At 61.8% G+C, this 14,194-nt stretch carries 15 protein-coding genes; 9 read left to right on the top strand and 6 right to left on the bottom strand.

Features of this window, described 5'->3' with window-relative positions; translation table 11 throughout:
- The first annotated feature begins 180 nt into the window (after positions 1-180).
- The 3 genes from HN018_RS23480 to HN018_RS23470 all read left to right on the top strand — a co-directional run bounded on the left by HN018_RS23480 (position 181) and on the right by HN018_RS23470 (position 2,715).
- Positions 181-489, top strand: a complete 309-nt coding sequence (locus tag HN018_RS23480; RefSeq protein ID WP_171833874.1) for a putative quinol monooxygenase — start codon at positions 181-183, stop codon at positions 487-489.
- Between the two features lie 30 nt (positions 490-519).
- Positions 520-870: an EthD domain-containing protein gene (locus HN018_RS23475; RefSeq protein WP_171833875.1), complete on the top strand. Its 351-nt coding sequence runs from the start codon at positions 520-522 to the stop codon at positions 868-870.
- Between the two features lie 1,257 nt (positions 871-2,127).
- A complete protein-coding gene (locus HN018_RS23470; protein WP_171833876.1) occupies positions 2,128-2,715 on the top strand; it encodes a hypothetical protein in 588 nt (195 codons plus the stop codon).
- 259 nt (positions 2,716-2,974) lie between these two features.
- On the opposite strand, the gene HN018_RS23465 is transcribed toward HN018_RS23470, so the two are convergent.
- Together HN018_RS23465 and HN018_RS23460 are read right to left on the bottom strand one after the other, a co-directional pair.
- Positions 2,975-3,484: a hypothetical protein gene (locus HN018_RS23465; protein ID WP_171833877.1), complete on the bottom strand. Its 510-nt coding sequence runs from the start codon at positions 3,482-3,484 to the stop codon at positions 2,975-2,977.
- A 19-nt stretch (positions 3,485-3,503) separates the two neighbouring features.
- Positions 3,504-4,022 carry a nuclease-related domain-containing protein gene (locus tag HN018_RS23460; protein WP_171833878.1) on the bottom strand — a complete coding sequence of 173 codons (519 nt, stop codon included), beginning with the start codon at positions 4,020-4,022 and terminating at the stop codon, positions 3,504-3,506.
- On the opposite strand from HN018_RS23460, the gene HN018_RS23455 reads away from it, so the two are divergent.
- The 3 genes from HN018_RS23455 to HN018_RS23445 all read left to right on the top strand — a co-directional run bounded on the left by HN018_RS23455 (position 3,984) and on the right by HN018_RS23445 (position 5,779).
- Positions 3,984-4,613 carry a helix-turn-helix domain-containing protein gene (locus HN018_RS23455; RefSeq protein WP_171833879.1) on the top strand — a complete coding sequence of 210 codons (630 nt, stop codon included), beginning with the start codon at positions 3,984-3,986 and terminating at the stop codon, positions 4,611-4,613. The two genes, HN018_RS23460 and HN018_RS23455, sit on opposite strands and share 39 nt — an antisense overlap.
- Before the next feature lie 330 nt (positions 4,614-4,943).
- A complete protein-coding gene (locus HN018_RS23450) occupies positions 4,944-5,096 on the top strand; it encodes a hypothetical protein (RefSeq protein WP_171833880.1) in 153 nt (50 codons plus the stop codon).
- Positions 5,097-5,299: 203 nt separating this feature from the next.
- Positions 5,300-5,779, top strand: coding sequence for a helix-turn-helix domain-containing protein (locus tag HN018_RS23445; protein WP_171833881.1), 480 nt, complete (start codon positions 5,300-5,302; stop codon positions 5,777-5,779).
- 471 nt (positions 5,780-6,250) lie between these two features.
- Here HN018_RS23445 and HN018_RS23440 read toward each other — a convergent pair whose 3' ends face one another.
- The 3 genes from HN018_RS23440 to HN018_RS23430 form a co-directional block, all read right to left on the bottom strand.
- Complete coding sequence (locus HN018_RS23440; RefSeq protein ID WP_171833882.1) at positions 6,251-6,712, bottom strand: hypothetical protein; 462 nt, start codon at positions 6,710-6,712, stop codon at positions 6,251-6,253.
- Between the two features lie 438 nt (positions 6,713-7,150).
- A complete protein-coding gene (locus HN018_RS23435; RefSeq protein ID WP_171833883.1) occupies positions 7,151-7,861 on the bottom strand; it encodes a hypothetical protein in 711 nt (236 codons plus the stop codon).
- Positions 7,851-8,696: a P-loop NTPase family protein gene (locus HN018_RS23430; protein WP_171833884.1), complete on the bottom strand. Its 846-nt coding sequence runs from the start codon at positions 8,694-8,696 to the stop codon at positions 7,851-7,853. Before HN018_RS23430 ends, HN018_RS23435 begins: the two co-directional genes overlap by 11 nt.
- A gap of 822 nt (positions 8,697-9,518) precedes the next feature.
- Here HN018_RS23430 and HN018_RS23425 point away from each other — a divergent pair.
- From HN018_RS23425 to HN018_RS23415, 3 genes are all read left to right on the top strand, one after another.
- On the top strand, positions 9,519-9,890 hold the full coding sequence (locus tag HN018_RS23425; protein ID WP_171833885.1) for a hypothetical protein: 372 nt from the start codon (positions 9,519-9,521) through the stop codon (positions 9,888-9,890).
- Positions 9,887-13,138: a MobF family relaxase gene (gene mobF, locus HN018_RS23420; RefSeq protein WP_171833886.1), complete on the top strand. Its 3,252-nt coding sequence runs from the start codon at positions 9,887-9,889 to the stop codon at positions 13,136-13,138. Before HN018_RS23425 ends, mobF begins: the two co-directional genes overlap by 4 nt.
- Positions 13,139-13,277: 139 nt before the next feature.
- On the top strand, positions 13,278-13,667 hold the full coding sequence (locus HN018_RS23415) for a cupin domain-containing protein (RefSeq protein WP_171833887.1): 390 nt from the start codon (positions 13,278-13,280) through the stop codon (positions 13,665-13,667).
- A 93-nt stretch (positions 13,668-13,760) separates the two neighbouring features.
- Here HN018_RS23415 and HN018_RS23410 read toward each other — a convergent pair whose 3' ends face one another.
- Complete coding sequence (locus HN018_RS23410; protein WP_171833888.1) at positions 13,761-14,174, bottom strand: hypothetical protein; 414 nt, start codon at positions 14,172-14,174, stop codon at positions 13,761-13,763.
- Positions 14,175-14,194 lie beyond the last annotated feature (20 nt).

Genomic DNA, 14,194 nt, shown 5'->3' with positions numbered 1-14,194 from the left:
CTTGACCTTATCATAGAGCTCGCTACTAATAAAGCAGCTTAGATAGCGGTCGCTATCAAAGACTATGGGAACGAGCTACATGGTCCGTACGCGCTCGCTTCACACAGTGGCGACTGGATTAAGGGAAAAGCGTCGAAAATTTCGGCGGATCGTCGTTCATCTAGCTTTGGGAATACGTCCATGACGCCAAGCGTTACGTTTACCGTGCAGCTCACACTAAAGCCCGATGAAGTCGAACGTTTTTGTGACAGTTTGCTCCCCGAACTGTTGCAACAAACGCGAGGGTTTGAGGGCGTACGTTCTGCGCGTGCGGTTCGAATGGACGACGGGAGCAATAGGGTTCTCTTCATCGACGAGTTCGACAGCATCGAGGCTAATCAGAGATACCTTGCGTGGCGAGAGGAACGTGGTGAGCTCACAATGTTGCGTAGCCTGCTGACACAGCCGCCAATCATGGACCTGTGGCCTCTCACTATAAAGACCGTCTGACGGTCTGACCCGCCAAAGAAGGATTAAATCATGATTAAGGTCAGCCTTTTTCTCACGCGTCGCGCGGACCTCACCAGGGAGGCGTTTAGTGAACACTGGATGAACAAACATTGGCCGATCGTACAAACCGTTCCTGAAGTTATGGAGGCGACGCGCCACTATGTTCAGCTTCATAATATTGACGGTTTACCGAGTGCTGTATCCCCCGCACCGTACGATGGCATCGCGGAAGTGTGGTTCGACAGCAAGGAGGCAGCGATCAGAGTCATGACGTCTAAGAACTGGGCATCAATCGTCGCTGAAGACGACCGGCTCTTTCTCGACACCACAAAAACGGTCGCCATGTTCTCTGAAGAGAGGGTCGACTACAGACCCTCTTAATTCATCGCCGTATCTAGCCCATCCAAGTGTTTAGACAACGGAACCGAAACAGAATGTTGAAGCCTCGGGGCCGAAGCATCGACCACGTCTCTGTGGGATGCAGCGCGGAAGGATTACGTCGCTTTGGCCGTTCCTTGAGACGCGGTTAAAGAAACGCTCAACGGGCTACCGGATTGCGGCAACCGTGTCCTAATCGATGCTACAAACCCTTTTACGCAGTCTCAGCCTAGTTTTAGACGTGGGCGTCCCCTTCGGGACGGGCTCTACTCGCTACGCTCCCCGAGCCGCTAAGTAGCGTCTCGGCCCTGTGGGTAACGATCCACGCTCCGGCTGCGCCTGCGCTCTGAGGCAATCATGTCGGCGCAGACGCGCCTCAAACGCGGCCTCCAAATGGAGGCCACGGCGGACAACCCCTCCGTCCTGTGCGGGCGGGCGGCAGGCCGATGCCCCGTTTCTCTACCCGAAAGCCCTGTTGTGGAGCTGCAGGAGCGGCAGATCGGGTCAGCGGCCCGCCCCTACGGTCATCCCCTTCACCCGTGTCGGCAGGGCAGATCCAACACCCTCAGCGGCAGCCGGTCATCCAGCCCGGCCCATCACGTCAACCATGCAACGCCGCTGCCTGGCACCACCCGTTCTCCCGCTAGAGTCCCCGCCGCGAACGCCGTCGAGCAAGCGTACGTGCCCAGCCAGCGTGCCCGTCCCAGACAGCCCAGCCCCTGCGTCACGGGAACGGGCCAACGATCAAGCGGTGCCGCCGGGCCCTTCGAGCGGTCATCCGGCGCGACGAGCGCCAGGTGCTCCAGCCCGGGCCAGTCCGGATACCTGTGTCGGCGGGACGGCCGAGAGAGGGCTCCGAGGCTGCGCGGGGCCGCGGGCAGTCGTGGGGGCGGATCCACCGGGTGACTGCGGAGGCAGCGGTCTTGTGCGGGCGGCAGGCTTTGGCGGCAAAGCGGGCCTTGCTGGCCATGATGCGTCTCGATCGCTTTCACCCACGGTCCGCCTGTCAGCCCTGGTCCGGCTCACCGCTCGGGTTGTGCGTGGTCTGAACCGGGCGTCCCTCCCTTCAACCCCCGCTTTGCCAAGCGGCAAAGCGCCTGCGGTTCGGACGGCACCGTGAAGTTGCAAGCGCAACTTCCGCACCACTGCCGTCCTCAGGGGTTTCCGGTCGCGCCTTGCCCGGTCCTGGTCGACCACACCCGAGGGGGAGAGCCAGCACAGGGCAGGCGAACCTCACGGGCGAAAAGAGAGATCGGAATCATGGCCAACAAGACCCGCACCCAGACTGCCGCGAAGCCCGCCACCCGCACCGCTCAGGTCCGTCAGTCCATCACCCTGGAACTCGCCATCGCCGTCTGCCCCAACAGCGGCCTGGCTGACAACCTCTCCCGCACCTTCGGCCTCGAGCCCGTCGACACCGCCGGCATCCGGGAGGCCACCGAAGAGCACCTAGCGCTCGCCGCCAAGAGCCTGCCACTTTCCGAGAAGGCCCTCGAGATGCACCTGCAGCGGATCGTCGGCGCCTACGTCAGCTCCGCCCACGGGGCCGGGCAGTTCTACTCCAACAAGGTCACCCAGGCCCGCGAACTCACCATGAAGCTCGCCAACGAGGATCGCGACGAGGACCGCGACGGAGTGAGCGGGTTCGAGAGCCGGGCCGAACGCGCCCGCATCTTCGCCGCCGAGATGGGCCTGCAGGCACACGCCCTGGTGGCCGCCGCCGAGGGTGCCGTCTCCACCTACGCCCACCTGACCGGCAGCGAGTGGAAGCCCTACGAGGCTCCGAGCCAGGCCCCGACCGTCAGCCGCGCCAGCGCCACCGCCCAAATGGGCGCCTTCGGGGGCTGAAACCCGGCGGGGCTTCGGCCCCGCCTCCACCCTACCCGCGAACTGCAACGGGCGCCGCACACCGCGGCGTCCATCCGCGTGTCGGCCATCGAAGCAAGCAAGAGCCGGCACAACGGGTTGTGTTCAACGGATAGAGCGGTGTCTTGCCCCACGACCCCCCTTCCGTCTGCGCCCCCCATGAGCATGGGGGGCTGCCGGTTTGAGCAAGGTCAGGGCGGGCGGCGAAGCCGGGTATCGGTGCGACTGCTGGATTTGTTCTTTAGTGAACGAACCGTTTGCGCCCAAAGCGTGCCAGGTCGATCTCGCCAACATCGACGATGAACCCTGCCGCCTGCCACGTCTCCATTCCGGGTGCCATGCTCGCAACCAGTTCGGCCGGGATGTGGCGCATCGTTCCCGCTACGGCCGGATTATGACCCTGCAGCAGAAACTCCGGCGAGATCACCCGGTCCTCGTCGAACTCGCATTCATGAAGTTTCGCATGCGCGATGGCCAGCAATTGCTCAGCGTTATCTTCTACATACTGCCGGTCCAGCTTCGCCAGGCGCTGTTCCAGCTCCGGGGGAAGATCCACGAAGCTCGCATATGAATCGGACCGGCGCACGATCATCAAGCCCAGCAAATGATTGCCACCGTTATCCCAGCACATGACCGCCACGGCAGAATCCGTGGACAAGGCTCCACTCATCCAGGTCGTCTCCAGCGTAACACTCTCACTCCCGATGCAGCCATGCCGCTGCGCTTTACCTGATTTTGATGAAGCCGACACTTCAGCAAATCCTTCTAAACTAATGTGAATCGATGTTGCGGCGGACTCGGAGCAAGTCCTGATGCTCCTCGCGCCGTGGCTCCCCCGCCGCCACGGCATCGACCAGGCGCTGCCAGGCGCGATCGAGCATGCGCGGATCATGAGGCCGTGGCGGATTGTCGCGAAACATCTCGCCGAGCCGGTCGACCGGCACCACAAGCCCCATGAGATCCTCGGCGAACGTCGCCGAACCAGCCGACACCACATAACCGATGATCGGCACGTCATATCCCGCCACCGCCGCCTCGACGGCCTGACGATGCCGATGGTTCTGATGCACCGGGTTCTGGAACGGATGCCGGATTTCCCCGCCGACGAGGTGCTGCACCCACTCGTTGCCATGCCGGCTACCGGTGATGTGGCCGCCGAAGGTCTTGGTCTCGATGACGATGATCGCGTCCGAGCTCTTCACCAGATGATCGATCTGCGTCAGCCCGAATAGATCGGCCAGGATTGCGTCGTGCAGCGCCGGAAAACCCAGCGCACGCACCTCGCGCACTACGGCACTTTCACCTTTGCGGCCGATGATGCCAGCCTTAAACTCGCTGAACGCACTCCACGCCCGCTCATCCACAAACGTGGTCCGTCGTTTGCGGCTGCGGGCAGTTGTTTCATCTCCCATCGTCACACCCATACAGAGTTGCTGTTGCGGGAGAGGCTCCATTTATTTGGTGCGAACTACGAGAGCATTATCGCCGTTCGCGCCAATAAGCGTGACCCTGCCTGCATGGAACCGATCAGCACACTGGACCCGCCCGCCGCGGCACGGCATACTCACTTGGCCCGCGCGATGATCGAAGACAGGCCCTGTGTCCAAAATGGACACATGCCACCGCCGCCAACCTTCATGTCAGCTTATCGCCTGTCCTTATGCTTGCTGACCCTCGGCTGGTCGGAACGCGAGCTGGCCCGCCGCATCGGCGAACATCGCAACACCGTGCGCCGCTGGCTCTTGGGAGACAGCGCCATCGACCCGGAGGTCGCCAGTTGGCTCGAGGTTTTGATGGCGGTCCACGTGGCGAACCCAGGGCCGCGGCGCAAACTGGTTTCATTTTTAATGGTCGCGCGGCAGGAAGCCTCGCCGCGCTGACCGATCTCCGGCGAGCACAATAGCCGGCCCGCACGTAGCCCGGCGCAGTCTTGAGGCTCCCAGGGCACGATGGTTCGGGTGGCCAGCCTAGGCCGCTCGCCGGAGAGAAAAAGCCTCCGCTGCTCCTCTAGTTTAATGCCGGGGGAGGCTCGGCCCGCGTCAACGGGTGGGTCCTCGCCGTGCTCGCCATGCTCAGCGCAAAGAGCGCCTGCGCGTGGCTGCGCGCGGCTCCGGTCCCGCGCCAAGAGGCGCGCCGTTGACCCAGTCCGACCCCCGGCATTGCCGCCGCTCAGCAGCAATCGGGCTGCAGATAGAGCAGGACGCAAGACGATGGATCAGACCCTCACGCACGACACCCTGGCGATCACGTCCACGGCCGGATGGATGTCCTACGAAGAGTTCGCCGAAGAATACTACGAGACCCCCCTTCCTTACACACGCACACCCCGGGTGGAGATCCCCGAGCACGAACTACCCTTCTGACGGAGCGGCCGGGTCCGAAAGGATCCGGCCTCCTCGCGTGCTGATCCAGGACATGCTTTCCGTCGGCTTCGGTGCCGCACAAAGTTCGTGACTGCGCGCCCAGAATCTTTCCCGCAAACACCGCTCGTTCGCGCCGTCCTTTTCTACCCTGATCCCATCGATGCGATCCTGCTCGATACGACGAGTGACCAGGAGTGACGCCTATGGACGGAGGCAACCTACTATTCGATCTGCCAGCACGAGATCGACAGTCCCCTAAAACCCGCCGAGAACCGCCGGTCGCAACCAGTCGGCCACAACCCATTCGCGATGCCATCCTCGACCTGCTGACCAAGCCTCACACCGTCAAGCAGGTCGCTGAACATATCGACCGGAGGACCTCGATCGCCACAGGTCATCTACGCGCCATGGAGGCCAAAGGGCTTGCGGTCCGTGTAAGCTGGGGAGTTTGGGTGCGACGGGACCGCTGCCAGAACGCTCCCGATCCTGCCAACATCCAGCGCAACTGCCCGGCGCAGGAGATGGTGCTAAGGCACCTGACAAAACCCCGGACGTTAGACGATTTGCTTCAAAAGACCGGCCAGTCCCGATCCAAGCTACAACATTCATTACTGAAGCTTCAGGAGCGTGGCATCGTGACGCGCGGTGCAGACACCAAGATCGGCCTCGTTGCCACCACATAGCGTGTAGTCAAGCCGGGCGGGAGTATCCACCGCCCGGCTTCTCTTATAGTGAAAGCCTAGTGCTTTGTCTCAAACCCATAGCGGCCGTTAGATAGCAGAACTGGCAAACATCTCGCATTTGGATTACTTGCGGCGTGCCAGGGCGCGATCGCATCGATTGCAATCCACACAGTTCGGCCGTTAGCGAAAATCATTTGCGTCCGGCCGTCAGTTGGATGCACAGGATCAGGCACGATAATTGAGCCACCAGCCACACCGACTTGTGCTGCATTTGCTTGAGGCCCGGCGTATACAAGGACTGGTGGCGGCATCGGGCCTTCTCCATTCCATTGCTTAGCCAAGACCATGCACTGATAGCCTGACAGTGTGTTAAGCGTATGAACTGGTTCTGCATGGGCTTGGTTCACACCGCACATAAGAATAAGGGCTAGAACCAGCCCCGAAGACTTGGACATTCGTATCTCCGTTCCGTTAGGTGGTTAACACCGATGCAGTGGCGGCGTTGCCGATCTTTGCGGCAACTGAGCTTTGCCATTGGCCGACTGTCTCACCGGCTGTAATTCCGTTCTTCGCTAAAGTTGCCGCAGAGTACCCTGTCAAAGTGTCGGACATCAACGCCGTCGGTTGCGCCTGTGCCAACTGTGCCCCGCCTTGTGGACCGAAATTGTAGTAACCTCGGACATCTAACACCGTGGGGTTTGCGTCTCCTTGCGCCTGCAAATATTGAGCACCTTGCTTAAGATAGGCTGCTGCTGCGATAGCCTGCGTCGCCGGGTCATTCTGTCCCGCAAGCCCGGGTACGATATTAGCCGCCAAGTTTGGGTCTTCAGCGAGAGCAGCCGCAAGACTGGCCGTGTAAGTCGCGGCCGTCATCTGGAAGGCTCCGGTGATCGTGCCGGTGCCGGGGAGATTCTGGCAGCCACTCTCCATCACGCACGTCGCCGCCAGTGCTGAGCCATTGACCCCGAGCGCCTGGGCACTCTGCTGCGCTGATGCGCCCCATGACGTGCCAAGCATGGTATCGAGGGCGCTACTGTCCGTCGACGTGCCCGTGCCTCCACTCGATCCCCCGGTTCCACTGCCTCCCCCGTATAAAGATACGGTCCCGGTCGGCATTGTGAAGGCGGGTAGTCCCACTTCGGCGACTTCCGGTACAATTTGCTGCGGCACACCATTCATCGTCTGCGGTGTAACGTCAGCCAGCGCGGCGGTTGCCCAGAGCCCCATAGCAACCGCCGATGCGCTTAGGAGCCAACCAAATCGGGAGGGCTGGGAAAGCCGACCCTCCGGTCTACGAAGATATACATCCACGGTTCACCCTCCAGTTTTGTGAACCCTGATCGTTCAGGTCTCCGGAGCGAACCGACACCCTCAATTTTGCACGAAATCGCTCATTTCGCAGAGCCGATGCCCTTTGTCGTCGGCCCACCTCGACGAACTCTGGCAGCGCTGGATCGCCGCACCGACACTCTCGATCCGGCTCGACAAACCCCAGTCCGACCAGGTGCCCCACACATAGCCGGAAATCACCAGCGCTAGAGCAAGGCCGGCTGCACCAAGGGCGCGGGTCAACTCCATGTTTTTGTCGCGCCGGCGCTCCTTGATGACCAGCGCCTCCTTCACCCCCCGGATCATCTCCGGGACAATTTCCTCGATCAGCCTCGCCGTTACCTGCGCCTTTTCCTGGTCGAGCTTGCCGATAACAACGCGCGCCCCAGCCTCCATATTGATGATCGCGCCATTTGCATTCTCCAGCGCCACCCGGGTCTGCTGGGTTAGAACCCGCTGCCGTCCCAATTCGTCAGCCGCCGCCGCCCGTGCATCCGACACCACGGTCTGGAGCGCGTCCGCGAGAGATAAGGCCAACTCGGAAAAACCCGACTGCGTTCGGATCATCGCCGAGACGAAAACGCCTTCTGGATAATCCGGACGAATGCCCCATTCTTTTGCAGCCGCCTCCACGGCCTGCGTCCGGGCGGTAAACTCGCCTCGCATGTTGGCAATCGCCTGCTGTAGCTCAGCGCCGGTTCGCTTCGCGACCTCTCGATCGCTACCCGGATGTCCGACAGCACTATCCGGCACGGACCGTCTCCATGCCATCCAGCGGTGCCTCTTCGCTGTTGAGGCTCGTCGCTGTCGCTGGTAGCCACTCGGCAGGGATCGTGGAAATGAACTCAGGAATGGCTCGCTCCCACCAGATTGCCACACGCTCCTGGTCAAGGAAGGACATCCTGCCGAGCTTTCCTTTTGATACGCCTTCAGCCGCTTCGTCGAACGTCAGTCCACGATCGGTCACTTTGGCCATGCAGCTCAATGCCGGCATGACGGCCAATCGGGCTCTCCGAGCAATCGCTTCCTTGATGACCGTGTGTTCTCTCACTTCCGCGAATGCCCCGGCAATCGAGCGGCCTGACAGGACAAGTCCGCCGTTCAACACGATCAGCGTCGCTTCAGGTGCAAACAAGTCGTTCTTCATGTAGTGCTTGAGATAGTCCACGTCGGCTTGGTCTGGCCCGATGACATGCGCCAGAACCACCCGAATGCCTTGGCGCGCCGCACTCTTCACGATTGGGACCTCGCGAACGAGACGGCTTAGTGGCGTCTCACCTCCACCAACATCGAGCATGACATCATACTGTCCCTCCATCTGATCCTCGATTTGCTCCTCCAGCCACGCCTTACCGTCTTCAAAATCTGAGGATCTCGGCTGTAGCGCGTCGGCATGGAACACCGCCAGATTGTGGGTGGTGTTCAACTGATCGGCGTTCCAGATCGTAATGTTGGCACCCTGCTGACGCAGCGCCTGGATCAGCACATTCATAAAGGTTGTTTTACCAACCCTCTGACGCCCGACCGTGATGAACAGGACCGGCCGGTGTTCGGCTGCCGAAGGCGTGGTCTTCGCAGTTTTCGACATCTTCTATTCCTCGTCTGGTTGTTGAACGATGTGGCGGTCGATGTAGGCAAACTGCCGGTCAAGCGCCGCCAGTTGAGCTTCCACGTGTGCGGAGCCTTGTTGCGTTTCAGCCGTAGGCGCTGCTGTCGCTTTTGGTCGTGATCGTGGTGGTGGCTGTGTCGCCCGGCGAGCCGTCTCCCCATGTGACAGTTGAGCCAGTGGCGGCTGCCAATCCGGCGGGCGTCGACGGTGAGAGGATGATTCGCGAGCAGCCGTGGCCGCAGCTTTGCGGTCCGAGCGCGCCTGCACTTCGATACAGGCCTCGCGCCAGGTTCGGCTCGCGCGGAGTGGCGTAGGAACCTTTCCCACACCGTCCGTCAGGCCCCGCTTTACAAAGCGCTCGCAGAGCTTGAGCCAAGGCATCCGGCCGCCATTACCTTGTGCAAGTAGCTCCGCGTGATGCTCGACCATCCAACAGAACAGAGTCGAACGGTAAGGCCCTTGCTGGACCTCCTGTTGCATAGCTCTCAGCTCGCGTTTGCTCGTTCTCATGCCCGCAAGGGTCGCCGAGGGCGGAGCGAACGGACACCCGGTTTTTTCGCTAAAGCGCACTTTTTCGGCGGAGCCGTTAGCACGACCACTGCACGAGGACTGCACGACCAAAGCACGACCAAAGCACGAGGACTGCACGACCAAAGCACGAGGACTGCACGACCAAAAAGAGGTTTCCATACACCAATGCACCTGCCGTGCGACGCGCACCCTCTTTTCGAGGGTCGCAAACAAAGACCGGCTCGGTTCGCTCCGGCCCCTGCAATGCTCGACCGATGAACGGAGAGCATCATGGCGACGACTTCCAGCGAGATATTGGCCCAACTGGCGGCCGGTCAAACCGACCTGCAAGCCGGCCAGACGGAGATCATCGAGACCCTCAACACCCAGGCCCAGGTGCTGCGGCTGATCGCCGAGCGGCTGGGTGTTATCATCGAGAAGCTCACCCCGGCGGTCAGCGAAGGCCCCACCATGCAGGAGCTGCTGGCCGAGTTGGTGACGCGGGTTGGAGATAATGCGGCCCTCCTTCGTCGTATCGACCGCCGAACCGAGAGCATGGCAATGAGCCTGCCGGACGACGTCGTTCGCGCCATGAAGGAGGCACCCGGCGCGAACGGGAATGGCTCAAACGGTCACACTCCGGGCGGACGCACCGCGTCATGATGACCTTCCGCAAGCTTGCCGCTGACTCTGCCGGCAAGCTGATCCGCGCCTACTTCACCGAGAATTCGCCGCAGCCCACCCATGACTTCAGTACCGACCTTGGCCAGGAAGCCGACAGCGGCGGACGCCTGACCTCGTATTACACTGGGCGGGATAGCCGGGCTGCTTGGCGATCTGACATGGCGCCCGAAGTTGCCAAGGCCCTTGGTATCAACCCTCACCTCATACCGAAGGACGAGGAACTCGATCGTCTGTTCGAGGCTAAACGGGGCGACACAGGGCGGGCGTGGTCTGAACATAAGCGGAAGATCAGTGCTTTTGATCTGACGTTGGCGCCACATAAGTCGGTCACTCTAGCCGCCGAATTTGCTGAGACGGCGGCGGAAAGCGCGATGATCCGGCACGCCGTCGACCGCGCCAGCGACGCTACCATGCGCTACGTCGCGCGTGAGCTGGGCTGGGCCCGCAAAGGCAAAGGCGGCGAGGAAGGAGCAGAGCCTGGAGCTGTGGCATGGGTCAGCTTTCGCCATCACACGGCCCGGCCTACTCTCCCTGTTCAGGACGGCCCGCTCGGTGCGACTTACATTGGGCACTCGCCCGTTGGGGGTGACCCCCACGACCACATCCATCATGCCCTTTTTAATGCCGTTGTGACTGCTGAGGGCCGTGTTGGATCACTCGATACAAAAGCACTAAGTTCGAACCGTGTTCACGAATTCGGTGCCTTCTTCCAGGCACGGTTGGCGGACGAGTTGCGGTTGCTCGGAGCGCGCATTGGTTACGACAAAAACCAGCAGGCAGTTGTGCTGGAAGCGATTCCTGAGCTTGCCGTGGACACCTTCAGCAAGGGCAGGCGGCAGGTGCTGGGCTCCGCCAAAGCCTATGCCGCAACACAGGGTCTCGATTGGGATCAGATGTCGGCCGAGGGCAAGTTCAAGATCCTGTCCACGGCTGGACTTGCCGCACGCCTGAAAAAGCATGGCGATAAGAACGACCATGAAATCTGGCGCGAGCAGGCCGCCGCCATTGGCTGGAATCACAAAACGGTCTTGGGCGAGACCCGGCATGAGGCTCTCTCGGATACCGATCGGTTGGACCAAGCCTACCGGTTCGCCGCCCGGCATCTTGCCCAGGAATTTCATACGGCGGCCGTGATCGACCACGACAAGCTGCGAACCTATGCAGCGCGTGGCTTGATCGGCGCCGGCATTGGCGGCGGCGTTTATGACATCGATCGCGTCGTGGCCTTGATCGAGGAGCGTGGGCTAAAGCTGAAGGGCGAGCACGTCGCTCTTGTCGTCGGCATGTCCGCCGACAAGGTGCGCGTGACCAACACCGCCCAGCTTCGGATCGAGCAGAGCTTGTCCGCTGAAGCCAGCCGGGCGGCAATGGACAAGTCTGGTGCCTTGCCCCACGCCGCCATCCGCGCCGCGATCGCTGCCTCCGGCCTCGACTTTACCTCCGAACCCGACCACGGGGCCGCTCAGCAGGCGGCGATCTACGCCCTTGGCCAAGGCGGGGCATTGTCCCTGCTGACCGGCGTGGCAGGCGCCGGCAAAACCACCTTGCTGAAGCCCCTGGTCGCCGCCTGGAAGGCGGACACCCGCATGGATGCGGGCGGCCGGGAGGTGATCGGGCTTGCCACCGGCTGGAAGCAAGCCGACGCGCTGAAGGACGCCGGCGTCGATCGAACCCTCGCCATGGAGCCGCTGCTGCGCGCCATCGAAAGCGGAGAGTTCCAGGCCAGTCGCAACACCGTCCTGGTCATCGACGAGATCAGCCAGGTGGCCCCCCGGGCGATGCTGTCCTTGCTGCAGCTGCAGCGGCAGACCGGCCTCACCATCAAGGCCCTGGGCGACCGCGAACAGGCGCAGTCGGTCGAGGCTGGGGACGCCATCGAGATCATGCGCCGGGTGCTACCCAAGGAGGCGATGGCGGAATTGCTCAGCACCGTGCGGCAGACCGGGCGCAATGCGGCGGAGACCCGCCACCTCCGCACCATCGCCGGCTTGTTTCGCGGCACCGAGCCCGATCCGGATTCAGTGGCCAACCTTCCTAGCAGGCAGCGCGGCCGGAAGATCAACGGTCCACGGGTCGCCAACGCCAACGCTGACGCAGAGGCGGTCGATCGCCAGAACCACCACCTGCAGGAGGTGCAGAAGGCCCTCGCCCTGAAACGGCAGGACGGCACCGCCCGTTTCGTTGGCGGTGACCAGGATCAGGTGATCGGCCGAATTGCGGACTTCTACATGGAGCGCCGCGACGCCCTCAAGCTGGCCGGGGCCAAGCGTGGCATTACCGTGTCCGCTCTGACCAACGCCGACACGGCTGACTTGAGCCGGGCCATTCGCGACCGCATGAAAGTCCGCGGAGAGCTGCGCGACGACGAGCGGGTTCATGACGCCGTGGACCAGCGTGGCGACCAGTATCAGTTGCCGATCGCCACGGGGGACAAGCTGCGCCTGTTCCGGCGCACCTGGGCCAAGATCGACGGCAAGGGCGGCTCGATCGGCAACAACGGCGACATCGTGGAAGTGGTCGGCCAGATGGCCAAAGGCCTGATCCTCCGTGACAAGGATGGGCGCACCGGCGAGGTGGAATGGCACCGGCTGGAAGACAAGAAGACCGGAAGGCTGCTGGTCGGGTTCGGGCACGCCATGACTGTCGACGCAGCGCAGGGCATCACCTCCGATGAGCACATCAACGCTCTGCCGCGGGGCACGGCTGGCATGACCGGCTTTACCGCTTACGTGGCGGAAAGCCGCGCCCGTGGCACGACGTGGACCATGATTTCGGATGAAGCCACGTTTGATGCGGTCCGCAGTAAACGGGCTCTTGGCGATCTGGCCCCGGTCAAAGCCGAGGATATGTGGTCCAAGGTTGCCGAAGATATGGCCGCCAAACCCTACAAGGCACTTGGCATGGACCTCCTCGAGGGCGTGCGTGAGGATCGCGACCTGGCCGTCCGCGCCTTCATGCAGAGCGGCCACAAGCTGGAAACTATGGATCTCGAAGGCCGCAACCTTGGCCGTGAGGTGCGGGATAGGCTGCAGGCCGAAGCCGTGCGGAGCAGCATCCCAAGCCTCATCGCTTCTTTGGATCGCGCGATCGTCGCTTCAGAGAACAGCTTGACCGGGCCCATGTCTGACCGGGAGATGCATCTGCGGGGTATACGCGTTGATACAGAGCTCGCACGTCGTGAAATCGAGAAAGCTGTCGCCCGCCAATCGCCCTCGCCTGGGACGTGAGACCGCGAATTAGTGACTACTGTCTGACGCTCGGTGCGCCGGCTTCACCGCTTTCGACACACACGACACTCGCACCAGACCCGTGGTGTTACCCGACTTCTTCCATGGTAGGCATGCGGGCCAGAAGGACTCAAACTCAATGAAGTGTCTGCGCATCTATGCCACCTCGGATGGCGAGTCTCATTTCGACGAAATTGAACTGCCAACGACGAAGATGTCGGTGCACCCCGATGCCGTGCCGTTTGACGTTACGACCAGCTACCCGGCGTCCCGCGTCCGTCTCACCCACATCCCGGCGGGCATGCGTGAGGTCTCTTGGCATACGGTTCCAGACCCGAATTTTACGATCAGACTGGATGGTTCGGTTGAATACGAGACGAGCGACGGAGAAGTACGCCACGTTCCGGCGGGCACCTTCGTGTTAGTGGAGGACACACACGGCAAGGGCCATCTGTCACGCCATTCCCCAGAAGCTCAGACTGTCATCTGGATCTCGCTGCCGAACGGCCTCGAGTTGCCGCCGACATAGTTCGTCTGGGCACGCTGTCGGCGCCGCTGCCGAGAGTCTGCTTTCCACCATTATCCGCCCTACCGGACAGGTATCAAACACAGGTTTCTTCCACTAACCGAGTGCTACAAGTCCACGGACAACCTGTAAGGCAACTTCCTGCCGCTCAGGCGGGAGCTGCATGAAAAGCTGCAGTAACTGCGTGGCCGGAGTGATCGGCTGGGAAGCCGCGCTCGATCGTTCGGCGTGTATTACAGCCCTGGTCAAGCTGGCCTTGGAGGGCCTGAAGGGCGGTTTGGGCAGGACGACCTGTCCCTCTGCATCAAGCAGTCCCAGCAGGATCAGGCGCGACCGAATGGCACCCCGGGTCCGAGCATGCCGAACCGAAAGATCGACCAGATCCTCCAACCCGGTAAACGCCTCGTGCAGCCGTTGCTCTTCCGGTGTCGACCAACCTTTGCCCTCGCTGGCACCACGGCGCTGCGTCTCAGGTAAATTATCCACAGCCACTTTGCCATCCAAGTCCATCAGTTGCGCCACCCTTATGC

The organism is Lichenicola cladoniae, assembly GCF_013201075.1.
In the GTDB taxonomy this organism is placed as follows: domain Bacteria; phylum Pseudomonadota; class Alphaproteobacteria; order Acetobacterales; family Acetobacteraceae; genus Lichenicola; species Lichenicola cladoniae.
Note: the sequence above shows the minus strand (reverse complement) of the source record. Positions and strands in the feature narration are given on the sequence as shown.

Coding starts and splice junctions, on each gene's coding strand:
- HN018_RS23480 (WP_171833874.1), top strand. CDS start 181: ATGACGCCAAGCGTTACGTTTACCGTGCAGCTCACACTAAAGCCCGAT.
- HN018_RS23475 (WP_171833875.1), top strand. CDS start 520: ATGATTAAGGTCAGCCTTTTTCTCACGCGTCGCGCGGACCTCACCAGG.
- HN018_RS23470 (WP_171833876.1), top strand. CDS start 2,128: ATGGCCAACAAGACCCGCACCCAGACTGCCGCGAAGCCCGCCACCCGC.
- HN018_RS23450 (WP_171833880.1), top strand. CDS start 4,944: ATGGATCAGACCCTCACGCACGACACCCTGGCGATCACGTCCACGGCC.
- HN018_RS23445 (WP_171833881.1), top strand. CDS start 5,300: ATGGACGGAGGCAACCTACTATTCGATCTGCCAGCACGAGATCGACAG.
- HN018_RS23430 (WP_171833884.1), bottom strand. CDS start 8,696: ATGTCGAAAACTGCGAAGACCACGCCTTCGGCAGCCGAACACCGGCCG.
- HN018_RS23425 (WP_171833885.1), top strand. CDS start 9,519: ATGGCGACGACTTCCAGCGAGATATTGGCCCAACTGGCGGCCGGTCAA.
- mobF (WP_171833886.1), top strand. CDS start 9,887: ATGATGACCTTCCGCAAGCTTGCCGCTGACTCTGCCGGCAAGCTGATC.
- HN018_RS23415 (WP_171833887.1), top strand. CDS start 13,278: ATGAAGTGTCTGCGCATCTATGCCACCTCGGATGGCGAGTCTCATTTC.
- HN018_RS23410 (WP_171833888.1), bottom strand. CDS start 14,174: ATGGACTTGGATGGCAAAGTGGCTGTGGATAATTTACCTGAGACGCAG.